This is a genomic window from Bordetella tumbae, assembly GCF_054780995.1.
Genome location: NZ_BAAGVG010000025.1, coordinates 1 through 25,120, shown reverse-complemented (window position 1 = coordinate 25,120; position 25,120 = coordinate 1). Strand labels below are relative to the sequence as shown.

At 57.9% G+C, this 25,120-nt stretch carries 23 protein-coding genes; 8 read left to right on the top strand and 15 right to left on the bottom strand.

The window, feature by feature from the left end; genetic code table 11:
• Positions 1–273: 273 nt before the first annotated feature.
• The 6 genes from ACYVI2_RS26820 to ACYVI2_RS26795 are packed head-to-tail and all read right to left on the bottom strand — an operon-like array spanning position 274 to position 5,044.
• Positions 274–717 carry an acyl-CoA thioesterase gene (locus ACYVI2_RS26820; RefSeq protein ID WP_415820971.1) on the bottom strand — a complete coding sequence of 148 codons (444 nt, stop codon included), beginning with the start codon at positions 715–717 and terminating at the stop codon, positions 274–276.
• Position 718: 1 nt separating this feature from the next.
• Positions 719–1,435 carry a GntR family transcriptional regulator gene (locus ACYVI2_RS26815; protein ID WP_415820970.1) on the bottom strand — a complete coding sequence of 239 codons (717 nt, stop codon included), beginning with the start codon at positions 1,433–1,435 and terminating at the stop codon, positions 719–721.
• Between the two features lie 19 nt (positions 1,436–1,454).
• Complete coding sequence (locus ACYVI2_RS26810; RefSeq protein WP_415821026.1) at positions 1,455–2,717, bottom strand: TRAP transporter large permease; 1,263 nt, start codon at positions 2,715–2,717, stop codon at positions 1,455–1,457.
• 14 nt (positions 2,718–2,731) lie between these two features.
• Positions 2,732–3,199: a TRAP transporter small permease gene (locus ACYVI2_RS26805; RefSeq protein WP_415820969.1), complete on the bottom strand. Its 468-nt coding sequence runs from the start codon at positions 3,197–3,199 to the stop codon at positions 2,732–2,734.
• A 21-nt stretch (positions 3,200–3,220) separates the two neighbouring features.
• Complete coding sequence (locus ACYVI2_RS26800) at positions 3,221–4,207, bottom strand: TRAP transporter substrate-binding protein (RefSeq protein ID WP_415820968.1); 987 nt, start codon at positions 4,205–4,207, stop codon at positions 3,221–3,223.
• A gap of 21 nt (positions 4,208–4,228) precedes the next feature.
• Entirely contained in the window at positions 4,229–5,044 is an 816-nt protein-coding gene (locus tag ACYVI2_RS26795) for an alpha/beta fold hydrolase (protein WP_415820967.1), read from the bottom strand.
• Between the two features lie 146 nt (positions 5,045–5,190).
• Between ACYVI2_RS26795 and ACYVI2_RS26790 the strand changes: the two genes are divergently transcribed.
• From ACYVI2_RS26790 to ACYVI2_RS26775, 4 genes are all read left to right on the top strand, one after another.
• Entirely contained in the window at positions 5,191–5,979 is a 789-nt protein-coding gene (locus ACYVI2_RS26790) for an enoyl-CoA hydratase/isomerase family protein (protein WP_415820966.1), read from the top strand.
• A gap of 83 nt (positions 5,980–6,062) precedes the next feature.
• Entirely contained in the window at positions 6,063–7,043 is a 981-nt protein-coding gene (locus ACYVI2_RS26785) for a Bug family tripartite tricarboxylate transporter substrate binding protein (RefSeq protein ID WP_415820965.1), read from the top strand.
• A gap of 4 nt (positions 7,044–7,047) precedes the next feature.
• Complete coding sequence (locus ACYVI2_RS26780) at positions 7,048–8,262, top strand: CaiB/BaiF CoA transferase family protein (protein WP_415820964.1); 1,215 nt, start codon at positions 7,048–7,050, stop codon at positions 8,260–8,262.
• 18 nt (positions 8,263–8,280) lie between these two features.
• A complete protein-coding gene (locus tag ACYVI2_RS26775) occupies positions 8,281–9,435 on the top strand; it encodes an iron-containing alcohol dehydrogenase (protein WP_415820962.1) in 1,155 nt (384 codons plus the stop codon).
• A 21-nt stretch (positions 9,436–9,456) separates the two neighbouring features.
• On the opposite strand, the gene ACYVI2_RS26770 is transcribed toward ACYVI2_RS26775, so the two are convergent.
• Positions 9,457–10,341 carry a LysR family transcriptional regulator gene (locus tag ACYVI2_RS26770; RefSeq protein WP_415820961.1) on the bottom strand — a complete coding sequence of 295 codons (885 nt, stop codon included), beginning with the start codon at positions 10,339–10,341 and terminating at the stop codon, positions 9,457–9,459.
• Positions 10,342–10,508: 167 nt separating this feature from the next.
• Here ACYVI2_RS26770 and ACYVI2_RS26765 point away from each other — a divergent pair, with 167 nt between their 5' ends.
• Both ACYVI2_RS26765 and ACYVI2_RS26760 read left to right on the top strand, forming a co-directional pair.
• Positions 10,509–11,315: a class II aldolase/adducin family protein gene (locus ACYVI2_RS26765; RefSeq protein ID WP_415820960.1), complete on the top strand. Its 807-nt coding sequence runs from the start codon at positions 10,509–10,511 to the stop codon at positions 11,313–11,315.
• Between the two features lie 195 nt (positions 11,316–11,510).
• Positions 11,511–12,362 (top strand): tripartite tricarboxylate transporter substrate binding protein, encoded by an 852-nt coding sequence (locus tag ACYVI2_RS26760; protein ID WP_415820958.1) that lies wholly within the window; start codon positions 11,511–11,513, stop codon positions 12,360–12,362.
• Positions 12,363–12,567: 205 nt separating this feature from the next.
• Here the strand turns inward: ACYVI2_RS26760 and ACYVI2_RS26755 are convergent, their stop codons facing one another.
• On the bottom strand, positions 12,568–13,578 hold the full coding sequence (locus ACYVI2_RS26755) for a 4-hydroxythreonine-4-phosphate dehydrogenase PdxA (protein WP_415820957.1): 1,011 nt from the start codon (positions 13,576–13,578) through the stop codon (positions 12,568–12,570).
• Between the two features lie 32 nt (positions 13,579–13,610).
• Positions 13,611–14,585: a Bug family tripartite tricarboxylate transporter substrate binding protein gene (locus ACYVI2_RS26750; RefSeq protein ID WP_415820956.1), complete on the bottom strand. Its 975-nt coding sequence runs from the start codon at positions 14,583–14,585 to the stop codon at positions 13,611–13,613.
• Between the two features lie 110 nt (positions 14,586–14,695).
• Between ACYVI2_RS26750 and ACYVI2_RS26745 the strand changes: the two genes are divergently transcribed.
• Entirely contained in the window at positions 14,696–15,640 is a 945-nt protein-coding gene (locus ACYVI2_RS26745; protein ID WP_415820955.1) for a LysR family transcriptional regulator, read from the top strand.
• A gap of 117 nt (positions 15,641–15,757) precedes the next feature.
• On the opposite strand, the gene ACYVI2_RS26740 is transcribed toward ACYVI2_RS26745, so the two are convergent.
• The 6 genes from ACYVI2_RS26740 to ACYVI2_RS26715 form a co-directional block, all read right to left on the bottom strand.
• Positions 15,758–17,566 carry an IlvD/Edd family dehydratase gene (locus ACYVI2_RS26740; protein ID WP_415820954.1) on the bottom strand — a complete coding sequence of 603 codons (1,809 nt, stop codon included), beginning with the start codon at positions 17,564–17,566 and terminating at the stop codon, positions 15,758–15,760.
• Between the two features lie 123 nt (positions 17,567–17,689).
• The gene (locus tag ACYVI2_RS26735) at positions 17,690–18,643 is read right to left on the bottom strand and encodes a 2-hydroxyacid dehydrogenase (protein ID WP_415820952.1); all 954 of its coding nucleotides are present in this window, start codon (positions 18,641–18,643) and stop codon (positions 17,690–17,692) included.
• 30 nt (positions 18,644–18,673) lie between these two features.
• Complete coding sequence (locus ACYVI2_RS26730; RefSeq protein WP_415820951.1) at positions 18,674–20,005, bottom strand: MFS transporter; 1,332 nt, start codon at positions 20,003–20,005, stop codon at positions 18,674–18,676.
• Positions 20,006–20,074: 69 nt separating this feature from the next.
• On the bottom strand, positions 20,075–20,866 hold the full coding sequence (locus tag ACYVI2_RS26725; protein ID WP_415820950.1) for an SDR family oxidoreductase: 792 nt from the start codon (positions 20,864–20,866) through the stop codon (positions 20,075–20,077).
• Positions 20,867–20,915: 49 nt separating this feature from the next.
• Positions 20,916–22,496, bottom strand: a complete 1,581-nt coding sequence (locus tag ACYVI2_RS26720) for an aldehyde dehydrogenase (NADP(+)) (RefSeq protein WP_415820949.1) — start codon at positions 22,494–22,496, stop codon at positions 20,916–20,918.
• Positions 22,497–22,598: 102 nt separating this feature from the next.
• Entirely contained in the window at positions 22,599–23,738 is a 1,140-nt protein-coding gene (locus ACYVI2_RS26715) for an iron-containing alcohol dehydrogenase (protein WP_460490378.1), read from the bottom strand.
• Between the two features lie 183 nt (positions 23,739–23,921).
• Here ACYVI2_RS26715 and ACYVI2_RS26710 point away from each other — a divergent pair, with 183 nt between their 5' ends.
• A complete protein-coding gene (locus ACYVI2_RS26710; RefSeq protein WP_415820947.1) occupies positions 23,922–24,851 on the top strand; it encodes a LysR family transcriptional regulator in 930 nt (309 codons plus the stop codon).
• Positions 24,852–25,120: the final 269 nt, after the last annotated feature.

The following is a 25,120-nucleotide window of genomic DNA, read 5'->3' as shown; positions in this document are numbered from 1 at the left end:
GCACATTTTCCACACCATGCAGACAAACCCGGCTTAATCCGTCTCAGCGCTATCAGTGGATACGCTACGACCGCCATACCACCAGCGGTGCCATGGCGGCGCAATATGTCCATCAGCATGTGGGCGAAGTACGAGGCGCCATGGAACTGGTATCACGCAAACTAGATGCCGACAGCAGAGGTCGGCGGGCACTACTACAAGCTATCCGAGCCGGCTTGGCGCGAGGTCCTCAGGCCGCGCGGCTCATCGCGAACGAATAGAATGTAAACGAGCTCAACGACGGGCCATCGACAACGGCTCAAGCGCAGCCAGAAAATCAGCCGGAATCGGTGCTGGCCGACGGGTTTGCTTATCGACATAGACGTGCACAAAGTGTCCCGCAGCGCGCGTCTCTGTGTCGCCTACTTTAAAGATACCAACCTCGTATCGAACACTCGATCGGCCAATATGCGCGACACGCAGACCTGCCTCGAGCGCATCGGGAAAGGACACTGACGCGAAATACTGGCAACCGGTTTCAACGACCAGACCAATCGTGCTGCCCGATGTAAAGTCGAGCACGCCACACTGGATCAGATAGTGATTGACCGCCGTGTCGAAATACGAATAGTAGGTCACGTTATTGACATGCCCATACACGTCGTTGTCCATCCATCGCGTCTGGATCGGGACAAAGACGGGATAGTCGTTACGGCTGATGGGTTGTGGCCTGCTCATACTATCTAGTCCGACGAGACGAAGGATAGGCCACGTCGTGGCTGGCCAACATTGATTCAGGCAGTGTGCTGATGAACTCCGCAAAGCCCTTTCCACTGACCGCGATATGCTCGATCATTGCCCGCACGGCGGCGTCTTCGTCGCCTGCGATGATGGCATTCGCAATCAGCTGATGATCCAACGCAGACTGCCGCATACGCCCGGGTAGCTGGAACGGGTTGCGGCGATAACTCTGCGTGCGCCGCCGAGCCATGCGGACTTGCTCGGCCAGGAACCGATTACAACAGCCTTGGTATATGGCCTCGTGAAAATCAGCATTTGCCTGGCCATAGGCGACCAAGTCATCCCCGGCACTCAACTGCAGACACAACTCCATTGAGTCCAGCATCATTTGCCGCCACGGCTCTTGCATCCTGCGAGCCGCCAGTTTCGCGCAAGAAGCCTCCATCTCGGCCAACAATTCAAACATCGCACGCAACTCGCTAATCGACATCCGCGCAACGAATATGCCCTGCCGAGGCACAATCTCCACCTGCCCTGCCATGGCTAGCTGTTGAATCGCCTCGCGCACCGGGGTCCGCGACACGCCAAATCGATCTGCCAGCTTGCGTTCGTCCAACACATCGCCAGGCAACAATGCTCCGTTGTCGATGTCGGCCTCGAGAGAAGCTCGGATATCGATCGCCAAACCAGTTTTTTTGGTACTTCCAGGTGACATCTCAATTTCTTCCATGGCATCAGTGCAGAACGTCCTGCAGCACCAAGGTAAAGGCGGGCACATAGGTGACCAGCATCAACACGGCAAACATGGCCAAGATACATGGCCAGATCGCCCGCGTGACTTCCCCTAACTTGAGCCCACTTACGGCCATTCCAACAAATAAGCAGTATCCAACAGGCGGCGTAGCCATTCCCATGGCCACATTGGTAACGATGATAGTTCCAAAATGAATGGGGTCGACCTGAAAACTAGCGGCGATTGCCATCAGCAGCGGCCCCAGGACAACCATAATAGCAATTTCGTCCATGATTGCCGCCAGCAACATAAACATCACGTTCAGCGCCAGCAGCATTTGCCATTTTTCGTGGATATGCGCAGTCAGCCATTCGGTCAGATGATGCGCCAACTGCGCTTGTGCCACAATGATTCCAAACCCGCTGGAAAACGCGATGATGGACATGATGATCGCCGTAACAGAAAGCGCGCGCCAGACAATCGCTGGAAGGTCATTCAACTTCAAGCGGCGCTCGATCACCGTCCCGACAAAGATGGCGTAGACGCAGCTGACAACTGACGCCTCCGTCGGGGTGAATATTCCTCCATAGATCCCGCCCAATACGATGACGGGGGCAAGCAAGGCCCAGATTCCACCTCGCAGGGCGTCTCGCACCTCGGCAAATGTCGCCCTCGGAATCGTCGCCACCTTGTGTCGCTTGGCATGCAGATAGCAGATGATCATTAGACTGATCGCCATCAGCAAGCCAGGCAGGATACCTGCCGTAAACAGCCGTGAAATTGACTGTTCGGCGATAACTCCCCAGATCACAAAGGCAATAGATGGCGGGATAAGCGGGGCGAGAACACCTGCGCATACGACAAGCGCGACGGCAAAGCCCCGCTGATAACCGCGTTGCGTCATGACGGGAATCATGATGGCGCCAATCGCCGCCGTCGTCGCCGGCGCTGATCCTGATATCGTCGCAAAAATCAACGCGGCGACCACAGTCACGTGTCCAAGGCCCCCTGTCAGGTGGCGAACAAAGACATCGGCAACACGCACAAGGCGCTCAGACAATCCTCCGGCGCTCATCAGTTCGCCGGCAAGCATGAAAAATGGAATAGCCAGCAAAGAAAAGGATTGCGTGCTTGCCACGAAACTCTGTGATAGCAGGATGAGATCAATATCTGCGATCCACAGCGCCCCTACCACGACCAGCCCAATGGCGAAAGCAAATGGCACGCCAATGACAACCAGGCTGCCAAAACCCGCAGACAGCATCCAGGCGAGCGCGCTCATCGTTGCCCTCCTGCTCCGTACACCACACGTTCCAGAGCAAATATGGTGAGCAAGATTCCAAATCCAGGCGCTACGGCATGCAGCAATTCCAACGGGTACTCTGACGCCGCCGACAACATCCCACGGGTTTCGAGCATGTAGTCGATCCCCGAGCGCACCAGCGCTATCCCCAGACCCACGACGCATAAAGCAATGATGCGCTCCACCAGTGCCCTACCTGCCGGCGGCAACGAGTCAGGCAACAACGACATGCGCGCGTGCAATCCGTTACGCACGACCAACGCCGTAGAAATAGCGATAATCCAGGCAAAACCCAGTAAAGCGATCTCCTCACTCCATGACAGCGCCTGACCCAGCAAGTATCGCGAAAACACCTGCAACGTCAGGACGAACAACATGATTAAAGTCAGGGCCACGACCACCATCCGCAGCCCCCGGTCCAATCCATCAAAAAACCGATGCATGCGCCCTCCCCCCTGGCATGATTACTGGGCACTGTTGAGGGCTTGATCAAGCAACGCTGATCCCACCTTGGGGCGATACTTGTCATATAGCGGCGCGACGGCACTCCGAAACGCCGACACATCGGTGATCTCATTCACGGCCATTCCGTTATCGGCCATGACTTTGCGTAAAGCGGCGTCATTCTGAGCGCTTTTGACACGTTGCGCATCGGTGGCCTTCTTGCCGGCCGCGATCACTTGTTGTTGCTGTTCGGGCGTAAGCTTGTTAAAGGCGCGCTTGGATATCAACAGTAAATTCGTGGAATAGCTGTGGCCAGTTAGCGAAAGAAACTTCGTGACTTCGTATAACTTATTGCCCGCAGCGACCGCCAACGGTACTTCCAAACCATCAATCGTGCCCTGTTGCACGGCAGTAAAAGTTTCGCCCCACGCCATGGGCACGGCCGAACCATGCATGGCATTGAACATGTCTATGAATACCGGATTTTGCATCACCCGGTACTTCACGCCCTTGACGTCTTCCGGGGCGGCAACGGGGCGTTTATTGTTGAGCATATGGCGAAATCCTCCCTCGGTGAACCCGAGCACAATGACGCCTTTGGCTTCGAGCTTCTTCGCCAACTGTTCTCCTACCGCCCCGTCCAGGACCTGATACGCATTGTTCGCACTGGCGTAAAGAAACGGCAGATCATTCAGCCCAAAAGCAGGCTCCAGCTGAGCCACAACGGAATTAGTAATGACCGCAGCGTCGACCGTCCCAAAGCGCAGCCCCTCCAACATTTGCTTCTCGTCGCCCAACTGCCGATTCGGGTAGTACTGCACCGTAATACTGTCGCCAGCGCTCTCTTTGAGCGCATCGCTGAAATAATGCGCAGCAAGCGCATAGGGATCGTCAGGACTGTCAGTCGTGGTCCAGCCGATTTTCAATATCGATTGTGCCCATGCACCAGCAGGTATCACCAAGGATAGTGCCAACGTTGCCAGCCAGGCTTTTGCCGTGTATTTCATGTTGTCTCCTCTGTGGATTTTTTATAGCGTGTAGATAAAGTCTTTAAGGATCTGGTTAAACAGTGCAGGTTCTTCCAGATTCAGTACATGACCGCTTCCTGGAAATACTGCCAATCTGGCACCGGGCCAGTTACCGGCGAGATATAGACTCGGCTGCAGACACGGTGCGTCCTGATCACCACATAGAATCAACGCGGGCAGCGAGGTCGTGCGCAGTTGTGCCTCAAAGTCCCACAAAGACGGTCTCGAACCCTGAACTCCTCTCAGCGTATTAGCGAGCCCTCGCGAATCATGCTCAGCCAGCTGGGAGAGAAACTCCGCAAATCCCCGTGGATCCTTACGCTTGTAGCTATCGCGAGTCAGGTCCACATCGCAAGCCCGCACAAACGCTCCCGTGCCTTGCGCGGCGACTTGATCGGACATGGCTCGAAAGGCAGCCTGCTTGCTGTGATAGAGCTGCGGTTCGGATCCCGAGCCACAACTCGCTATCGTTGCCGAACGCACCCTTGCCGGGAAATCTAGGGCGATCTGCACCGTGACAAAGCCCCCCATGGACAACCCAACGATATGAGCCTTTTCAATCCCCAAATGATCCAACAGGGCGATTGCATCGCGCGCTGACTGCTGTTGGGAATAAGAACCAAGGGCCTCTGGTACACCAGAAGGCAGATAGCCACGGGCGCTATACGTGATGCAAGTGTGACTTCGTGCCAAGGCACGCACCTGGGGCTCCCAGCTTCTGAAGTCGCCCGCCAATTCATGAATGAACAGGATAGGGCTGCCGCTTCCCGTGACCTCGTAATAGAGGGAGGTGTCATGTACCTGGGCGAAAGGCATTGCTGAACCATTACTCGAAAGAATATTAATGGCCGGAATTTTGTATTAGATCCCTTTCTGGCACATCAGTGTTTTCCATATGTTTTAATTAAATTAGTCGTGGTATACCTTAAACACATTCAACAAATACCAAAAAAGAGGTGAACATGGAGGAACAGCAATCCACTCCCCCGACGCTGCACGTCGAGGACGCCATTGCGACGATTCGTCTTAATCGGCCAGCCCAGGCCAACCGCATCGAACCAGAAGACCAACAGACCCTGATTGAGCACTGCCAACTGTTGGCCAAGAGTCCGCGCGTACGGGCCGTGATCCTGACAGGAACAGGCAAACATTTCAGTGCGGGCGCCGATCTCACCACCCTGCTGGAATCGACCGAGGAATCGCCGGGGACCGAGTTGGTAGTCAATCCGTTTGCAGCCATGGTCAGTGCGGTAGAACACCTGCCCCAACCCGTGATTTGCGCGCTGAACGGCGGGATTTATGGCGGCGCAACCGATCTGGCGTTGGCCTGCGATCTACGGCTTGGCACGCCCGCCGTAAAGATGTTCATGCCGGCGGCCCGATTGGGGCTGCACTACTACCTGGACGGCATGCGGCGTTATGTCTCGCGCCTTGGCTTTAACACGGCGAAACGCTTGTTTCTGTTTGCGGAAAATCTAGACGCCGAACAAATGCTGGCTACAGGGTTCATCGACCGGATCGTACCCGCAGACCAACTGCAGGATGCCGCGCGCGAAGCGGCCCTTACCGCAGCCAGTATGGCCCCGCTGGCGGTCCAGGGGATGAAGGCCGCGCTCAATGATCTCGCCCAGGAACGATTAGACCCGCAGAAATTTGCGTTACGCGAATCGCAGTGCCTGCGGTCGGACGACATTCGCGAAGGCGTCAAAGCCTGGAAGGAAAAGCGGACACCCCTTTTTGAAGGCCGTTGATCAGATTGATCAGCTTGGGCCGGACATCCACTGCATGACATGCGCCGAGCCCGCTAATAACAACCTTAGAGGAGACAAAGTAGATGAAATTCGTCCACCAAAACTTGCTGCGTTCTGCTGGAATCCTGACGATGATGCTCGCCTGCAGCGGCACTGCATTCGCCTCCAACTACCCCAACCAGCCCATTCGGCTCCTGCTTGGCTATACCCCCGGGGGAGCCGCTGACGCGACAGCTCGATCTATCGCGCCCAAGCTCAGTGAAGTACTCGGGCAGCCTGTCGTCATCGAATACAAGGCCGGCGCAGGCGGAGGCATTGCCGCCGAAGCCGCAGCGAGGGCTACGCCGGACGGATACACACTGCATCTGATCGATTCCGGCGCCATGGTCATTTTGCCGAATATCCGCAAAATCAACTTCGATCCGCTCACTTCCTTCACGCCCATCGGCATGGCGGCAGATAGTGGCTTGGTACTGGTCGCACATCCGTCCTTGCCTGCCAAAACGCTGCCGGAACTCATCGCCCTCCTGAAGGAGAAGCCGGGTCAATACAGCTACGCCACATCGGGTGTAGGCGGCGGAGGCCACGTCGCCGGCGAACAACTGAAAATCGCAACAGGCACATCCATGCAACACGTCGCGTATCGCGGAGGCGGCCCTGCCATGGCAGACCTCATAGGCGGCCAGATATCGCTGGGCGTCTCTACGCTGGCTCCGGCCATCCCCCAAATCCGAGCCGGCACGATTCGGGCATTGGGAGTGACCTCTTTAAAACGATCATCGTCGATTCCCGACGTTCCTACGATTGCTGAACAAGGCGTCGAGGGCTTCGAAGCCCTCAATTGGTTTGCCATCGTCGGCCCCAAAGGCCTACCCGACGACGTCGTCAAAAAGGTCAATAGCGCCTTGAAAACAACGTTGGCCAGCAAGGAAGTCCAGCATGCCCTGCAAGAGCAAGGGCTGGACGCCATCGGCGGCTCGCCAGAGCAATTGATGCAGCAAATCCGCACAGATCTCGATAAGTGGAAAACCGTCGTACAAACCGCAGGTATCAAAGCAGAGTAAATAAATGTCTTCTTCCCCGCTTTCCGGCATCAAGGTGTTAGAACTCGCACAGATCATGGCAGGCCCGACCTGCGGCATGATGCTCGCGGACCTAGGCGCCGATGTCATCAAAATCGAAAAATTGCCCCACGGGGATGATTCCCGCGTCTATACCGGCGCCTCGACCAAGGCACTCCCCGCTCCCTTTGTCATGCTCAATCGCAATAAACGCGGTATGGCAATAAACCTCAAGCTGTCTGCGGGGCAGGAAATCATGCAACGCATGGCTCGCTCGAGCGACGTGTTCTTAGAGAACTATCGAAAGGGCACGATGGACAAGCTGGGTCTGAGTTGGGACACCCTGTCCGAACTCAATCCCCGCCTGATTTATTGCTCCATCTCCGGTTATGGACGTACGGGCCCCTATGCCGATAAGGGCGGCTTTGACCTCATCGCACAAGCCTTCGCAGGCCTGCTCAGCGTCACCGGCGAAAAGAACGGGCAACCCGTCAAGCCTGGGAACTCGGTCGCAGATATCAATTCCGGCGTGCTGGCTGTCGTCGGCGTTCTGGCCGCACTGCTGCATCGTGCGAATAGCGGCAAAGGACAGTACGTAGAAACCTCGCTCATCGAGTCGTCGCTACAACAAATGTATTGGTTCGCGGCGATGTATTTCCAGACGGGCCAGTCCATGGGAGCCTCGGGTTCGGCTCACCCCTTGGCAGCCCCCTACCAAGCGTTTCGTACTCAGGACAGTTGGCTCGTCCTAGGCGGAGCGAACCAAGCAAACTGGGAACGCATCGCGGATATGCTGGGTCATTCGGAATGGAAATCCGATCCGCGATTCGCAACAAACGCCGCCCGCAAACTACACGAAGACGAGCTGGCTGAAGCCATCTCAGCGGAGCTGCAGAAAGACACGACCGAATGCTGGATCACCCGCTTCGATGCTGCCGGGATCCCTGCAGGTCCCGTGCATAACGTCGCAGAGGCCCTGAATCATCCCCAAACACGCGCCCGCGATATGGTGATCGACGTCGAGCATCCCGTCGCAGGCAAAGGCAACGCGCTTGCACTACCGATAAAGTTTTCAGAAACACCTGCCGTCGTCAAACATCCGGCCCCTCTGCTAGGAGAAAACACTCGCGAAATCCTGCGTGAATTCGGCTACCAGGATGGTGATATCACAGACCTGTTGCGACAAGGCGTCGTCGGCGATCCACAATCACTCGCCGTTTGAGCATAAGAGAGACACACATTGAATCCGTTCACTTTCAACACCACGCCGTCAATCGTATTCGGTGCATATAAAGCTAAGTCTATTGCTCAATACGCCGCGCGGTTGGGGCCGCGCGTATTGATCATCACCGATCCTGGTCTGATTAAGACCGGTATCGTCGATCCTGTCGCGGCTGGTCTGAAGACCCACAATCTGGAAGTTCACTTGTTTGATCAGGTAGTGGCCGACCCTCCTGAATCACTGGTCTTACGCGCTATAGACATCGCGCGCACAACAAGAGCGACAGGCATCATTGGCTTAGGCGGCGGCTCGTCACTAGACGTGGCCAAACTGGTCGCTGCCATGTCTGCAAGCACGCAGCACATCTCTGAAATCTACGGCATCGACAATATTCGCGCATCACGTTTACCGCTCGTGTTGATCCCGACCACAGCGGGCACAGGTTCGGAAGTCACGCCCATATCGATTATCACTGTAGGTGAGCACGAGAAAAAGGGAGTAGTCTCGCCCGTCCTCTTACCGGATGTCGCCGTACTCGATCCGGTGCTGACACTCGGCCTTCCCCCTGCGGTGACCGCTGCGACCGGCGTTGACGCCATGGTGCATGCGATCGAAGCGTATGCATCCAGTCATGCGAATAACAACCCTATTTCCAAAGGCCTGGCAATTCAGGCCCTGAAGCTGCTTGTGGGCAGTATTCGGCAAGCTGTCCAGAATGGCAGCGATCTGCGAGCGCGTTCGGCCATGCTGTTGGGGTCATTGCTTGCAGGACAAGCCTTCGCCAACTCACCCGTGGCTGCCGTACATGCCCTCGCCTACCCGCTTGGTGGACATTATGGCGTCCCCCACGGCCTATCAAACGCCCTGATGCTGCCACATGTACTACGATTTAATGTCGCAACACATCCCGAGCCCTATGCAGAGCTGGTTGCTCAGCTCAACCCGGAGTTTTCAAGCGCCACCTCGTCCAAAGCCGCGATGGATTTGATTAGCCTCATCCAGCAACTGATAAATGATATTGGACTGCAGGCCCGGCTGCGCGAAATCGGGATCCCTCAAGAGGCATGCCCCATGCTCGCGAGCGAGGCCATGAAACAAACGCGACTGTTGGTCAACAACCCACGCACGGTCACCATCGAAGACGCGCAGCGCATGTATGAGACTGCTTGGTAGGATGTGCGCGTAGCACCGTCGCTACGCGACCGGCGAGCTTTTCAGATGCTGTACAAACGTTCGCGCGAGCTCGGTCTGTGGTCGCAGCGTACTCCACAGCAGATAGCTATGCACCTGAACCTCAGGCGCCAACGGCCGGCTCGTCAGCCCCGGCACAGGCAACGCCTTCAACAGACTCGACTCGACCAGCGCGACGCCTGCGCCGTGGAAGGCCAGCACAATTCCCGTCATCGATGTCGCGACCTCGACCTGTATGTTCGGGGGTGGATTGAGAAACCCGGCCAAACAACGACGCAACAACGCTTGCGGCACATAAGTAATCACTGGATAAAGAGATAGATCCTCAATAGTGATCGACTCGAGTGCAGCCAACGGATGCGTCTCAGGGAAAATACAGCTGAGCTCGGCATGCCCCATAGGCAGCGACTGCACGCCCTCGTGCTCTCCCGGTGCAAAAGCCACGCCTAGATCTATCTGTTCATTAATAAGTTTTTCTGTAATCAGGTTCGAGTCCATCGATTGCAGTGAGATGCGAACCTTTGGACGTATCTTGACGAATTCGGCGACGGCCTGCGCTAACCATGCATTGGCGATGGGCGAACTGGCTGCGATAGACAGTGACCCCTGAATGCCTTCGGCAAGGTCCTGGCTAAAGCGCTCCAACCCGGCAACCCGCCCGAAAATATCCTGCACCTCCGGCAAGAGTGCGCGAGCCTCCGGCGTTGGGACCAGTCGGCCTCCTTGACGCCGAAACAACGTGAATCCCAGGCGCTGCTCAAAGTGTTTGATCGTCGCGCTGACCGCGGGCTGCGTAACGTGTAACAATGCCGCCGCCCCCGTGATCGACCCGGACATCATGACAGCATGAAAAGCCTCTAAATGGCGCAACTGAATGCGAGCAAGCATAGCGGACCCGACGTCTCCATAAGCCGGGTTTATGACCGGCACTATTTATGTGATTGGTCACTATGTTAGAGCACTGCCTAGAATCCAGCATTCACCAGCCTCAGCAGACCGACCGCACAGCCTAGAGTGCGTTGCCGGCCTCTGCCACAAACCTGCCAGGAGTCCTCATGCCGTCAACACAGGAAACCGTCTACCGTCCCAAGCAAGAGAACCTGTATTTTCCGAAGTATCCGACATTCGACTCGATCGAGGCAGAGCGCTGGCACCGCCGTCAGCGCCTGGCTGCGGTCTGTCGGGTGTTTGCGAAATTTCGCTACGAATACGGTTTTGCCGGCCATGTCACGGTCAGAGACCCGGAACATCCCAACCTGTATTGGACCAACCCTTTTGCCATGGACTTCGGACGCGTGCGCGCCAGCGACATGATGCTGGTAGACCACGCTGGCACCGTCCTGGAAGGCACATGGGCGGTCAACCGGGCGGGCTTTGTCCTGCACTCCGCCATTCACGAAACCAACCCGGATGTGATGGCCTCATGCCATGCCCACACCACCAACGGTATGGCATGGGCCGCGCTGGGACGGCCGCTGGACCCGATCACCCAGACCGCTTGCGGATTCTACGAAGACCAGGCCCTGATTACCGAGGAAGCCGGCGCAGTGGTGGTGGAAGATGACAAGGGTCACGCCGTCGCGCACGCCTTCGGCAACGCCAAAATCGCGATCCACCAGAATCACGGTCTCTTTTCAGCGGGACGGGAAACGATCGAGGAAGCCGCCTGGTGGTTTATTGCCGCGGAGCGCGCCTGCGAAATTCAGCTCAAAGCCGAGGCCACCGGCAAACCGCTGAAAATGATCAACCGGGAAGCCGCCCTGCACTCGAAAAATCACTTGGCGACGCCCTTTATGGCCTGGCTGCACTTTCAACCCATCTACGACGCCATCGTGCGCGAACAACCTGATTGCTTGCTGTAATCACAGAGCCCGCAAAGCGGGCTCGAACAACAATAAATGACATAAAGGAGAATAACCATGGCATTCCCTATCGGCTCAACGCTGTTCGCCGCAATACTTGCCAGCGCAAGCCTCTGTACACCTGCCTGGGCAGCATGGCCCAACGATAAACCCATCGAACTCGTCGTAGGCTTCGCTGCGGGTGGAGAAACCGACGTGTTGGCACGCACGCTGGCGCCGTTTATGCAAAAGCACTTGTCGGATGCGGCGAATATCGTCATCGTCAACAAGCCGGGCGCCTCAGGTGCGATAGCGAACTCTTATGTCCAGCGTGCACCCAAGGACGGCTATACGGTAGCAATGGTCAACACGCCACCGATGAATTTCATGCCGTTGGTGCAATCCACGCCTTACAACCCAGATCAGTTTGCGTTAATCGGAAGGGTTGTCAGCGACCCTACCTTATTAGTGGTACGCGACGATAGTCCCTATACCTCGTTAAAAGATTTGGTTGCGGCAGTTAAAGCCAAACCAGAGAGCGTCTCGATTGGTCAAAATGGACTAGGCAGCAATGGCGGAGTCGCATTGAATGTTCTGATGTTGGAAAGCGGTGCATCGTTTACCGAGGTTCCGTACACGGGCACGGGCCAATCAAAAATTGCTTTGATGGGGCAACATGTGGACATGATTTTCGCGAGCCACACAGCGGTGCCAAATCCAGCCGGAGAGCAGACAAAACTGAGAATTCTGGCACAGTTCGTACAAGACCGTGCTCCCATGCTGCCGGATGTACCGACTGCAAAAGAAGAAGGCTTTGATGTTGTCGTGCCATCGGATCGTGGCCTGGCGGTGGATAAAGGCGTACCAGCCGACATGCGGAACAAGCTGCAAACCGCATTGGAAGCAGCCTTGAAAGATCCAGGTTTTCTCGACTCGGCAAAAGCTTTCTCAGCCATCATTGCCTATAAAGACGGACAAGCATGGCAAAAAGATATCGATGCTGCGAAACCGTCATTGACCCGGCTGGCAGCCGAACTCAAACGCAGCGGCCGTCTTCCTGCGCAATAGCGCACAGCGCTGTCACGCAATATACGCTGCATCGCATCATGTCCGCTTCGGCCAACACGCTCGTTATAGAAGAATATTGGCCGAAATGATGACCGACCGCGCAAGCCATTAATGGCTGAAAGAGTTGCGACAGCCAGCGGACTCCCCCACCCAACTGACGCCATTGCAAACAAGCGGGTCTCAGGAGGGACCCTGCAGGCTTACGCTATTGCACAACCCGCGACGCGCTGGCCATCCGCACACACAAATCAAAAGCGCGCTGCAAACCCTGCACGTTGGCGATGCCTTTGCCGGCAATATCAAAAGCACTGCCGCTGGCTGAAGTCGCCACCGGCACAGGCAGGCCGCCATGCAAAGTGACACCATGATCAAAGCCCATGAGCTTCATGGCGATCTGCCCTTGATCGTGGTACATACAAACCACGGCATCAAAATCGCCTCGCCGCGCGCGGATGAACACGGTGTCAGACGGATAGGGACCCGATGCAGCCAAGCCCTGCGTCGCTGCCGCGCGAACTGCTGGGCCGATGAGATCGATCTCTTCGCGGCCGATAGAGCCGCCATCTCCGGCATGAGGGTTCAGTCCACACACCGCGATACGCGGCTCGGACAATCCACTACGGCGTAATGCATCGTCAATCAGCTTGATCGCTTCGATCACGCCTTCGATACTGAGATGATCAGCCACCTCACGCAGCGGTACATGGGACGTCACGCGTGAGGTCCACAAGGCATCGGTAATATTGAATTCGCAGACGAACTCAGACACACCAAAACGCTCCTGCATATGACGAAGTTCGTCTTCAGCCTCCAGCCCGCCTAACTTCAGGGAATGTTTGTTCAGCGGAGCAAACAGAATGGCTGACGCCTGGCCTGCCGACACGAGGTCAATGGCGCGTTCCAACGCCAGAAAGGCGGCTCTGCCGGCGAGTTCCGTCGACTGGCCACGCTCGGGAAGGCGACCTCCCAAAGCATCAATCTCGAGCAATGCAACTTGGCTGGACCCCGGACGAATGTCTTTGATATCGCTGACGATCCGGGTATCGATACGAACGCCAGCCACACGTTGTGCATCCTCCCAGACGCACGCATCCCCGACGATAAACAGTGGAAAGCGATTCAAATTGTTGGGAGCCGCTAGCAATCGAGCAGCCATTTCAGGGCCGACGCCGGCGGGATCGCCGAGTAGTACAGCGAGAGGCGGAACAGCAGACATAGGATTTGCAGACATAGAATGAGGCTTTACGGTTATTGCGCTTTGAGGCCCGCGTTGGCGACGAGCTTGCCATAGCGGTTGAATTCTTCTTTATTGAACTGAGCAAACTGCTCGATGGTCATCGGACGGATTTCACCTCCCAAGGCAGCAATGCGCTCACGCGCCTCAGTCGTCTGCAGAACGGCCTGCAACTCCTGGCTCAGTTTCTGGACAATAGGCGCCGGTGTACCCGCAGTCGTATAGAGCGCATACCATATGCTCACATCGGCGTCTTTAACACCCTGCTCGGTCAAGGTCGGGACATCAGGCAACTCGGCCGCTCGGCTCTGGGCGCTGACCGCCAACGGACGCAGCTTGCCAGATCGGATCTGAGGCATTGCCGACGATGAACTGTCGAATATCATCTCGATCTGTCCGCCTATCAGGTCGATCTGAGCCTGGGCACTGCCCTTGTAGGGCACGTGATCAAGACGTAAACCGGTCGCCGCGGCAAAAGCGACGCCACTCACATGCTGGGTGCTGCCCACGCCCGACGAACCATAACGAAAAGGCTGGGGCTGCTTGCGCATGGCCTGCAACAGGTCATCGACATTTTTATAAGGCGAAGTCGCGGACACCACCAGCACGCTCGGCATGACAGCAACCAGACCGATAGGCTGCAAATCGCGTAATGGGTCATATTTCAGCTTGAGAATATGCGGTGCAATGGCTTGCGCCGTCGTCGTTGCCAGCAGCAGCGTCAGCCCATCCTTTTCCGCACGGGCAGCAATGTCGGCGGCGATGGTGTTAGACGCGCCAGGACGGTTCTCCACGACCACCGACTGATCAAAATCCTTGCCGAACCGCTCGGCCAGCAGGCGAGCCAAGATATCCGTACCGCCGCCAGGGGGAGAGCCAACCAGGATCCGTACAGGCTGCGAAGGATAGTTCTCCGCCGCAGCGACATGACAGGACCACATCGACAAAACGGCAGCGCATGCCATCGCTGCCCGGGAGAATACGTTCATGTCTGTCTCGATATCGTAATTGGTATGCCGCGCAGCTTAGCAAGCAGCGCCATTCCCAATCCAATCTCTTTTTGGCACTAAGCCATATATTTTTGTATATCATTCTGGGTATGACAGCCCTCACCGATGCCCAACTGCTGCTGCGTCTGCGCACCCGGCAACTGCTGCTGATTCGCCTGCTGGACGCGGAACGCAATCTTGGCCGCGCGGCCACCGCACTCAACATCAGCCAGCCTGCAGCGACCAAGCTACTGCAACAGGCAGAGGAAACTCTGGGCGTCAAACTTTTCCAACGAAGTGCGCGCGGTGTTCTGCCTACGACCGCTGGCGAAGTCGTCGTACGCTACGTGCGCACGCTGTTCAGCGATTTCGGCATCATGCGTGAGGAGTTGGCGGCGCTGGCCTCGGGATTAAAAGGTCACCTGCGCATTGGCAGCGTGCCCGGCGCCGTTCCATCTCTGGTCGCGCCTGCCCTGATCGAATACAAACGCCTGCACCCGAACGTGCAGGTCGGCGTCATCGAGGACACCAGCAACGTTATCGTGCATCTGCTAGAACGCGGCGAAGTCGATCTGGTTTTAGGCCGTCTCACTGACCAGCATGCAGCTGGCGACTATGACGTCAGCCCGCTATCGGAAGAAGCCTTGGTGGTCGTGGTCCGTCAAGGCCATCCCCTGCTTGGACAGAGCAGCGTCTCACTGAAGGAATTGATCTCCGCCACGTGGATCATGCAGCCGCCTGGTGCACCTCAGCGTACACGCCTGGATGCGGCGCTACGCGAGGCAGGCATCACTCGCAAACTCAATATCACCGAGACCTCATCTACGGTCTTGACGACAGCGTTACTGCAGATCTCTGAGATGGTGGCCGTGATGCCAGCCTCGCTCGCCGCACATTATGGGCGACTCGGCGCATTGCGTGCGTTGCCTCTGAACACACCAATGCGCTTGCCAGCCATCAGCCTTATTACGCCTGCGGGACGGCCGTTAAGCGCAGCGGCCGCCCATTTTGCCCCCTTGGTCAGAGCCTTGGCACAAGAGGGCAGCCTTCCATAGGATATCGGTGATTGCTCTTGCTAGATCGCACGCGTCGCGCGTTCGATGCTCTCGCTAAAGGGAATCGAGGTCGTTTCTGCCTGCGCGGACATATCGAAGCGTTCCCCTTACGACGCGTCAATGATTATGACGCGACTCACCACGTGTCTCCAAGATATTCATATAAAGCGTGGCTGGTTCCAGGCACGCGCCGCTGCCGTGCTGGCCCACGAGACTCCGATAAATCTCCTCCCACGGAGTCTTGTGCTCCAACGTGGGGGCGATCCACGCATCGCGCCTGCGGGCGAGCTCATCTTCCGGCATTATCACGTCCACCTTGCGCGATTTCAGATCAATACGAATCCTGTCGCCCGTTTTGAGTAGCGCAAGGCCACCGCCGACAGCCGCCTCCGGCGACACGTTGAGGATCGACGGACTCGCCGAAGTGCCGCTCTGCCTGCCATCACCTATTGTCGGCAATGTTTTGACACCGCGCTTCAGTAATTCGGCGGGTGGCTGCATATTAACGACTTCCGCGCCGCCCGGATAACCGACGGGCCCGCAGTTACGAATGACGAGAATGGAGCGCTCGTCGATACCTAATTCCGGATCGTCGATGTGCGCATGATAATCCTCTGGTCCCTCAAACACGATAGCCCTACCCTCGAATACGTCTGGGTTGTCTGGATTGGACAAAAACTGTTTGCGGAAAGTGGAATCAATAACGCTAATCTTCATCACGGCGCTGTCGAAAAGATTGCCGGACATGACAACGTAACCCGCCGCCTCCTTCAACGGACTGTCGAAGGCGCGAATTACTGTACGGTCCGGCACCTCGACTGCAGCCAGGTCTTCGGCCAATGTACGTCCCGTGACCGTCCTGACCTCCGTGTGGAGACGTCCGGCCAACATCAGTTCCTTCATGACCGCCGCTACACCTCCCGCGCGGTGAAACGCCTCGCCGAGAAATCGTCCGGCCGGTTGGCAGTCGACGAGTAGCGGAATCTCCGGCCCAAGGCGCTGCCAATCATCGAGCGTGTGGTTGACCCCCATGTGCCTCGCAATAGCGACAATATGAATCGGACAGTTCGACGATGCCCCGAGCGCCGCTGCGGCGACGACCGCATTCTCGAACGCGGCCTGGGTCATGATATCGGACGGCCGCAGATTTTCGGCGACCATCTCGACGATCCGCTCCCCTGTACGATACGCCATCCATCCGCGCTCCCGATAAGGCGCGGGAATCGCGGCGCACCCGGGCAGTGACATGCCAAGCGCCTCGGCGAGGGAATTCATCGACAGCGCGGTGCCCATCGTATTGCAGTGCCCCACCGACGGTGCAGACGATGCCACCATGTTCATGAAAGCGTCATAGTCGATTTCGCCCGTAGCAAACCGCTTGCGCGCATCCCACACGACGGTGCCAGAGCCCGCCAGACGCCCCTGGTACCAACCGTCGAGCATCGGTCCACCCGAAAGAACGATCGATGGAATATTCACCGTGGCCGCCGCCATCAGACAGGCCGGCGTAGTCTTGTCACAGCCGGTAGTGAGCACCACGCCGTCGATTGGATAGCCGTGCAGAATCTCGACGAGACCAAGATACGCGAGGTTGCGGTCGATCGCGGCCGTCGGGCGCTTACCGGTTTCCTGGATCGGATGTACCGGGAATTCGAGGGGAATTCCACCTGCATCGCGGATGCCGTCCCTGACGCGCTTGGCCAGGTCGAGATGATGCCTATTGCATGGCGCAAGGTCCGAACCGGTTTGCGCGATTCCGATGATCGGTTTGCCCGACTGCAGTTCGTCGCGTGTGATACCGAAGTTCATGTACCTCTCGATATACAGAGCGGTCATGCCCGGGTCGGCGGGATCGTCAAACCAGCGGCGGCTGCGCAGGCGGGGACGATTCCCCGTTGCAACCGACGGATGCTTTTCTGTCGTCATGGTACGCACGTTCCTAAAAGAGTGTCAGTCGCGCAAATTGGGGCGCGACACCTGATGCATTGATACGGTTCTTAATTGCCGAACGCTTAAGCGTGGCGTTCCGCGCTCTCGCGCTCGCCTTGCCTATCTCATTGGCCCAAGAAACTCCGTCAGCAACGGCCGACCGGCGAAGTAAGCGCTCAGGTTTTCCCGTACGAGAGCCCCCATGGCGGCGCGCGTTTCCCTCGTTGCACTCGCTTGATGGGGCTGCAGAATGACATTGTCGAGTTCGCAGAACTCCTGTGCGATATCGGGCTCATTGTGAAAGACATCAAGCGCGGCTCCAGCGATCAGGCGCTCGCGCAAGTACGTTAGCAAGATAGGTTCGTCAACGATCGCGCCCCGGCCAACATTCACTAACATTCCATCGTGTCCCAATGCGTCGAGCACAGGTTTGCCGATCAGACCGCGCGTGTCAGTATCAGCGGACGCACAGATCACGAGGAAGTCCACTTCAGCAGCCAACGCGACCACATCGTCAAAATAGCGATAGTGCACATCGTCGAAACTGCATCGATCGTGGTATGCGACTTCAAGCTTGAATGCTTCTGCTCGCCTGGCCACTGCGCGCCCCACGCGGCCGAGGCCCAGTATGCCGAGACGCTTGCCCCATACGCGCGTTGTCAGGCCGGGATTGCCCTCGGGCCAGCGCCCCTGCCTCACGTAGCTATCACACTGCGGAATACGGCGGGCGCACGCGAGCAGCAAGCCGAACGCCATGTCTGCGACATCCTCCGTCAACACATCTGGCGTGTGGGTCACGCGGATATTTCGCCGCCGTGCGTGCGCGAGGTCGATTGCGTCAAGTCCGACGCCAAAGCTGGCGATGAGCTCGAGGTCCGGGAGTAAATCCATCGTCGCTGCGTCGGCGCCGTGCTCACCGTCAGTCGCGAGCGCGCGCACACCTGGGCCGGATGTCCGAAGGAAGCTCACCTTGTCGGTTGCCTCCCACAGACGGTGCACGTTATACGTTTGTTCGAGAATCGCCATATCAGTCGGCGTATATGGCCGTACAAGAATCAAGGGTTGCTTGCTCATAAGGTCGTAGTCAGTAGAAGACGGGGGCATTTATCGTCGCTGCGCGCCGACATCGCGGAAGCGAATGTTTCGCGGTATCGCATAGGCGATGAGTAAAGCCGTTACTGCGCAGGTCAGTGCGATCGTGTAGAGACCCATTGATGCGCTGCCGGTCACCTCCTTGACCTTGCCCACCATATACGGTGCGATGAGCCCGCCGATCTGCCCGATCGAATTAATGAGCGCCACACCCGCAGCGGCCGCCGCTCCAGTCAATACGCGCGCGGGGAAAATCCAGAAAATGCCGAACGACGCGATCACGCCGGTCGCCGCGATCATCATGCCGATCACGAGAATCACCGTGTTATTCCCATACGCCGCGCTGAGCACATAGCCGATTGCCGCCGCCAATGCGCAACCCGTTAGGTGCCAGCGGCGCTCACCGGTACGGTCCGACGTCCTGCCCAGCAAGATCGTGCCAATCAATGCCACGATGTACGGCAGTGACGTAATCAGGCCGATCATGAACGGGTCGGTGGTGCCGGCTGTCTTGATCAATTGCGGCATCCAGAACAGAAAACCGTAGATGCCCATGCACAGTCCGAAATAAATGAGCGAGAACAGATACGTGATTGGCAGCTTCAGCGCCGCAGCGAACGAATGTGTACTGCCCACTTGGGAGTCGCGCGCAAGGATCTCGCTCAGGCACCGCTTCTCGTCTTGCGTGAGCCACTTCGCATCCTTGACGTGGTCGTCGAGTACCAGCAGCACGACCACGCCCAGAAAGACCGAAGGCACGCCTTCCAGCAGAAACAGCCACTGCCATCCTGGCAAGCCGTGCACACCGTCGAAGTACTTGAGAATCGCACCTGAAACCGGCCCTGCGATAATGCCGCACAGCGCGATGCTGCCGAAAAATAGATTATTGATCCGTCCACGGCGCTCGGCCGGAAACCACCGTGTGAAGTAATAGAGCACACCCGGCACGAAACCGGCTTCCAGCACACCGAGCAGGAAACGCAAAAAATAGAACATATTTTCCGAGCGCACGAACATCATCGCGGCCGAGACGATGCCCCACGTAATCATGATCCGCGCGATCCAGATGCGCGGACCGACCTTCACCAAAATGGCATTACTCGGAATTTCGAATAGTAGGTAGCCGACAAAAAAAGCACTGGCGCCGAGACCATAGGCGGCGTCGCTCAGGCCGATATCCGATTGCATCTGCAGTTTGGCGAAGCTGACATTTACCCGGTCCAAGTAAGCGACGACGAAACAGGCGAGGATTAAAGGAACAATACGCCAACTAACCTTGTTAAGAACTCTGGCCTCGTCGATCAGATTGGCAGGCTGCTCGCCTGCCACCAATGATGCTTGCATTTTGTGTCTCCAATTTGTTTTGTAGTGCTGCTTAAAACGACCCACGTCTAACGGCTACACCTGCTCGCGCTAACCACGTCCTATAAAAGGCATCGCGGTGGCCATGACGGTCATAAACTGAACGTTGGCTTCCAGCGGCAGGCTCGCCATGTAGGCGACGGAACGCGCCGCGTGCGACACATCCATCACCGGCTCAAGTGCACGTTCGCCATTCGCCTGAAGCGTGCCTGCGCCCATCTTCGCCGTCATGTGAGTCTGCGCATTGCCGAAATCGATCTGGCAAACCGCTATGCCGTATTGGCGTCCGTCCAGCGCACAGGCCTTTGTCAAGCCGTTGACTGCGTGCTTGCTTGCGGTGTAATCGGCAGAATGCAATCGTGGGACGTGCGCGGAGAGCGAGCCGTTATTGATAATGCGCCCGCCGCTAGGGGTCTGTGCGCGCATCTGCCGGAACGCGGCCTGCGTGCAAAGCAGCGTCCCCGTCACGTTAACGTCCATCAATTTCTTCCACCGATCGATGGACAATGCCTCTACCGACACCCCTTCCACACCAAGGCCCGCATTATTAAAGAGCAGGTCAAGGCGCCCGAATGTCTCCCGCGTAACGTCAAACAGTTGCTGCACCGATGCCGGATCGGACACGTCAGTGGGTACCACGATCGCACGAGCGCCGTCGCCTCCCTCCTCACAATACGCATGCACCACTTCATTGAGCGCATCCTCGCGGCGGCTAGCCAGTACAACGCACCAGCCGTCATCGAGCAACGTACGCGTAGTGGCTCGGCCGATTCCAGTGCTCGCCCCGGTCACGATTGCTACCCGGTTATGCTTCACGCCTTCTTTTGGCGTTTCTTGCTCCATGTCATACCCTCCTCTTGCTGGCATGGGCGCCAGCGCACACGAGCTAACGCTACGCAAGCTCGATCTTTCCATCGACGAGACGATTGACCTTCCACGGATTAGCCACTCTTAGCGCCTCAGGCAGCAACACCTCTGGCATGTCCTGATAGCACACCGGCCGCAGATAGCGGCGAATCGCGAGACTCCCCACCGAAGTCGAGCGTCCGTCGGCCGTGGACGGATAGGGACCGCCGTGCACCATCGCATGCGAGACTTCCACGCCCGTACCAAAGCCATTGACGAGCACCCGCCCCACACGCCGCTCCAGAACCGGCAGGAACGGCCGCACCGCCGAGTAATCCGCTTCATCAATATGCAGTGCCGCCGTCAATTGTCCTTCCAGCGATTCAATCAGTGCATGCATTGCTTGCAAATCCGGACAACGTACGATCAACGAAGCAGCGCCGAAAATCTCATCACGCAACAGGGCGTCCTCGCGAAACGCCTCGACGGTCGTCGAAAAGAGCGCTCCCTGCCCCTCATTCGCGCCAGCAGCAGGCTGCGCGCGCGCCACCGTTTGCACATGTGGGTGCGCAGAGAAGTTCGCTACGCTCTTCTCGAATGCCCGATGGATGCTCGGCGTGAGCATCGTTGCGGCCGGCGTACGAGTCAACGCTTCTGACGCCGCCACCACGAACCGTTCGAGCGCCGGCCCTTGCACCGCGAGGATCAACCCCGGGTTCGTGCAGAACTGACCGGCGCCCAGTGTCAGCGACTGCACGAATGCCTGCGCAATCTCTTCGCCGCGCTGCTCGAGCGCATGAGGAAACAGGATCACCGGATTGATGCTGCTCATTTCGGCGTATACCGGAATCGGCTCGGGACGCGCCGCGGCAACAGCCATCAGATCCGTTCCCGCCTGACGCGAACCGGTGAAACCCACAGCCTTGATGCGCGGATCGCGCACGAGGCCCTGACCGATTTCGCGACCGCTGCCGAACAGTAGCGAGAACGTCCCCTCCGGCATACCGCAGTCCTCCACGGCCTGGCGCACCGCCACGCCCACAAGTTCTGATGTGCCGGGGTGCGCCGCATGCGCCTTGACGATTACGGGACAGCCCGCCGCGAAGGCGGAAGCCGTATCGCCGCCCGCAACGGAAAAGGCGAGCGGAAAGTTACTGGCACCGAACACCGCGACCGGCCCGAGCCCAATATGGCGCATGCGCAGATTGGCGCGTGGTAGCGGCTTGCGTTCCGGCTGCGCAGGATCCATACGCACTTCGAGAAAATCGCCGGAGCGCACGACGTCCGCGAACATGCGCAATTGACCAACCGTGCGTGCACGCTCGCCTTCGATCCGTGCGCGCGGCAGCCCCGACTCCGCAACGCAGCGCTCGATGAGCCCGTCGCCCAGTGCGAGAATATTGGCGGCGATCGTATCCAGGAATTCCGCCCGGGCTTCCAGACTCGTTTCGCGAAAGAGGTCGAACGCGGACCACGCGAGCCCGCAAGCGGCATCCACGTCCTCGAGCGTGGCACCTCCGAAACCGGGCGCGAGGCGTTCGCCGCTTGCTGCGTCGAGCCCATACGACACACCGTTGGTTCCGCGCCGCGCGCTCTGGCCAATCAATAGGTTTCCTGCGATGTCCATTTCCATTTCCTCAATGGGATAAATCGAACCCCCGAATGTCAAACGTCGAGATTCACGTGCGCGCAAGCGCCGCACGTCCCGGCCATGCCCCACCTGCGCGCCTCACAGCGACGCTTCAAGCATGACGCGGTAATCCGCCGCGGACGCCTCGCGCGGATTGGTCTTGTGGCTGTGATCCTTGAGCGCGCCCGTGATGATGTCCGGAAACATCGTGGGCGTGACGCCGAGTTGCGCGAGCCCGGTGGGCAAGCCGAGCCGCTGCGTCATAGTGCGCACCGACGAAACCACTTCATTGCCATTGCTCACACCCATTGCCATTGCTAGGCGGTCAAGCTTGTTCTCGTTGCGCACGGAAGGTGCTTCCTGGTTAAAAGCGAGCACAGCCGGCAGAAAGATGGCGTTCAGCGTGCCGTGATGAAGTCGCGGATTGATGCCGCCGAGCGAATGGCTCAGGCTGTGCACGCAACCAAGGCCCTTCTGGAATGCGAGCGCACCCTGCATCGACGCGCTCATCATGTTCATGCGCGCGACGCGGTCGCCGGGCTCGCGCGCCGCGCGCTCGATATGCCGCCACGCGCGCCACAATCCGTCGAGCGCGATGCCGTCCGCAGGCGGGTTAAAAGCGGGAGCAAGGAACGTTTCGATGCAATGCGCGATGGCATCCATACCCGTTGCCGCCGTCAATGCGCTCGGCAAGCCCAGTGTCAGTTCGGGATCGCAGATCGCAACGCGCGGCACTACGAACGGCGAGATCACGCCGACTTTGCGGCCATCGTCAAGAATCAGGATCGCGCCGCGGCCCACTTCGCTACCGGTGCCGGCCGTCGTCGGCACCGCGATGACCGGCGCGGTTTTCGCGGTGATGTTTGCCACGCCGCCTTCGATCACAGCGAAGCGCTGCAGCGGACCATCGTGCGTGGCGCAAACGGCCACACCCTTGGCCAGATCAATGGAGGAACCGCCACCTACGGCGATGATGCCATCGCACTCTCCGGCCTCATAAACCGCCACGGCTTCGCGCACGGCAGCCTCGTTCGGATTCGGCGGTGTGCCGTCATAGATCGTTGCCGGCACACCGCCCGCAAGCGCCTCGAGCACGGTATCGATAATGCCCGCGGCGCGCACCCCCTTATCGGTCACAATCAATGGTCGGGATACGCCCACGCGTTCGCATTCACTCTTAAGCAAACGGACGGCACCAAAGTCGAACTGAATCTGCGTGATGTAGTTGATGAGAGACATGGCAATAAGCGTTAGTTATAATGAGTCAGTCAATGAATGCGTTGCCGCGGCGTTAGATACTGACCAGCCTAGACTTTGGCAGCGCTTTGACGCCTGAAAATGCTGCGTTGACCCAGTATAGGAAAAAGCTTATTGCGCAGTAATTGAGAAGTTCTAATACGGGTATAACTTTTCCTCAAGCCCATGATCCCCCCGCTCAATTCCATCATCTCCCGACTGCACCTGAAGCAATTGCGGCTTTTGATTGCGCTCGGCGACCACGGCTCGCTGCTCAAGGCCGCGCAGCAGGTCGCGCTCACGCAGCCAGGCGCCAGCAAGGCACTGCAGGAAATCGAAACCACCTTCGACACGCCGCTATTCAATCGCACCAACCGTGGGCTCCAACCCAACGAGACCGGACATTGCGCGATCCGTTATGCGCGCGTGATTTACACGGAGCTTTCGCATATGCGCGAGGAAATGGTGGGGATCCAGGGTGGCCGTGTGTCGGTTGGCGTCATCATGGGGGCAGTGCCGCTTCTTACTGATGCAATCACGGCGCTCAACCCGGACCTGTCGGTCGAGATAGTGGAAGACACAAGCGCAGCCCTGCTGAGTCTGATCGATGTGGGCCGACTCGATCTTGCGATCTGCCGTACGACAATCAGCCAGACGCCACAGATTTACGATTCGCTCAAGCTGCAGGACGAAACGCTCGCAGTGGTTGCCAACGTGCAGCATCCACTCAGGCGGGCGAAGCGGCTTACGCTACAGGATCTTGCGGAATATCGCTGGGTGGTCTACCGCGCGAACATGCCGATGCGCCAGCTACTCGAGCGCGAGTTCAGGGATGCCGAAATCCGCTTCCCGAGACATCTGCTCGAAACGACATCCGTGTTCGCCACCCTCGCGATTCTGCGAAGCAATCCGTCATTCGTCGCGCTCGTGTCCATCGACGTCGCGCAGTTTTTTGCCCGTCACGAGATGACCTGCATTCTTTCGCTCAATCTAACCTCACGCAGTGAGCCCTATGAACTCGTTACGCGGAAAGGCGCACCGCTCTCACACGGTGCAAGACTGCTAATGGAAGCGCTGAGCCGCGACCAAGGTGAGCGTCCGCCGAACGCATCTTGACAGCCCGCATGAGCGGGCATTTTGACTTTATGGCATTGCAGGTTGCCAGTCCCCGCATCCAGAGGTGCAGCGCGTCGGCCAGGGGTTTTGCTCGTTCCTGACGTATCCGCCTTCGAGCATCGATGTCCAGGTCCTTGAGCTGGCGTTCCACCTCATTAGAACAGCGGCTCAGAATCCGCCAGCGCGTGACCTCGAGCAAAGTAAGCGTCCGGCCATCCCATATTGACACGCCCGCATAAGCGGGCGTTGCTGTTTATGGTGTTTGCGGT

What these genes read in the sequence shown, in the direction of transcription:
- ACYVI2_RS26820 (WP_415820971.1), bottom strand. Translation starts at nt 717, where the DNA reads ATGAGCAGGCCACAACCCATCAGCCGTAACGACTATCCCGTCTTTGTC.
- ACYVI2_RS26815 (WP_415820970.1), bottom strand. Translation starts at nt 1,435, where the DNA reads ATGTCACCTGGAAGTACCAAAAAAACTGGTTTGGCGATCGATATCCGA.
- ACYVI2_RS26810 (WP_415821026.1), bottom strand. Translation starts at nt 2,717, where the DNA reads ATGCTGTCTGCGGGTTTTGGCAGCCTGGTTGTCATTGGCGTGCCATTT.
- ACYVI2_RS26805 (WP_415820969.1), bottom strand. Translation starts at nt 3,199, where the DNA reads ATGCATCGGTTTTTTGATGGATTGGACCGGGGGCTGCGGATGGTGGTC.
- ACYVI2_RS26800 (WP_415820968.1), bottom strand. Translation starts at nt 4,207, where the DNA reads ATGAAATACACGGCAAAAGCCTGGCTGGCAACGTTGGCACTATCCTTG.
- ACYVI2_RS26795 (WP_415820967.1), bottom strand. Translation starts at nt 5,044, where the DNA reads ATGCCTTTCGCCCAGGTACATGACACCTCCCTCTATTACGAGGTCACG.
- ACYVI2_RS26790 (WP_415820966.1), top strand. Translation starts at nt 5,191, where the DNA reads ATGGAGGAACAGCAATCCACTCCCCCGACGCTGCACGTCGAGGACGCC.
- ACYVI2_RS26785 (WP_415820965.1), top strand. Translation starts at nt 6,063, where the DNA reads ATGAAATTCGTCCACCAAAACTTGCTGCGTTCTGCTGGAATCCTGACG.
- ACYVI2_RS26780 (WP_415820964.1), top strand. Translation starts at nt 7,048, where the DNA reads ATGTCTTCTTCCCCGCTTTCCGGCATCAAGGTGTTAGAACTCGCACAG.
- ACYVI2_RS26770 (WP_415820961.1), bottom strand. Translation starts at nt 10,341, where the DNA reads ATGCTTGCTCGCATTCAGTTGCGCCATTTAGAGGCTTTTCATGCTGTC.
- ACYVI2_RS26765 (WP_415820960.1), top strand. Translation starts at nt 10,509, where the DNA reads ATGCCGTCAACACAGGAAACCGTCTACCGTCCCAAGCAAGAGAACCTG.
- ACYVI2_RS26755 (WP_415820957.1), bottom strand. Translation starts at nt 13,578, where the DNA reads ATGTCTGCTGTTCCGCCTCTCGCTGTACTACTCGGCGATCCCGCCGGC.
- ACYVI2_RS26750 (WP_415820956.1), bottom strand. Translation starts at nt 14,585, where the DNA reads ATGAACGTATTCTCCCGGGCAGCGATGGCATGCGCTGCCGTTTTGTCG.
- ACYVI2_RS26745 (WP_415820955.1), top strand. Translation starts at nt 14,696, where the DNA reads ATGACAGCCCTCACCGATGCCCAACTGCTGCTGCGTCTGCGCACCCGG.
- ACYVI2_RS26740 (WP_415820954.1), bottom strand. Translation starts at nt 17,566, where the DNA reads ATGACGACAGAAAAGCATCCGTCGGTTGCAACGGGGAATCGTCCCCGC.
- ACYVI2_RS26735 (WP_415820952.1), bottom strand. Translation starts at nt 18,643, where the DNA reads ATGAGCAAGCAACCCTTGATTCTTGTACGGCCATATACGCCGACTGAT.
- ACYVI2_RS26730 (WP_415820951.1), bottom strand. Translation starts at nt 20,005, where the DNA reads ATGCAAGCATCATTGGTGGCAGGCGAGCAGCCTGCCAATCTGATCGAC.
- ACYVI2_RS26725 (WP_415820950.1), bottom strand. Translation starts at nt 20,866, where the DNA reads ATGGAGCAAGAAACGCCAAAAGAAGGCGTGAAGCATAACCGGGTAGCA.
- ACYVI2_RS26720 (WP_415820949.1), bottom strand. Translation starts at nt 22,496, where the DNA reads ATGGACATCGCAGGAAACCTATTGATTGGCCAGAGCGCGCGGCGCGGA.
- ACYVI2_RS26715 (WP_460490378.1), bottom strand. Translation starts at nt 23,738, where the DNA reads ATGTCTCTCATCAACTACATCACGCAGATTCAGTTCGACTTTGGTGCC.
- ACYVI2_RS26710 (WP_415820947.1), top strand. Translation starts at nt 23,922, where the DNA reads ATGATCCCCCCGCTCAATTCCATCATCTCCCGACTGCACCTGAAGCAA.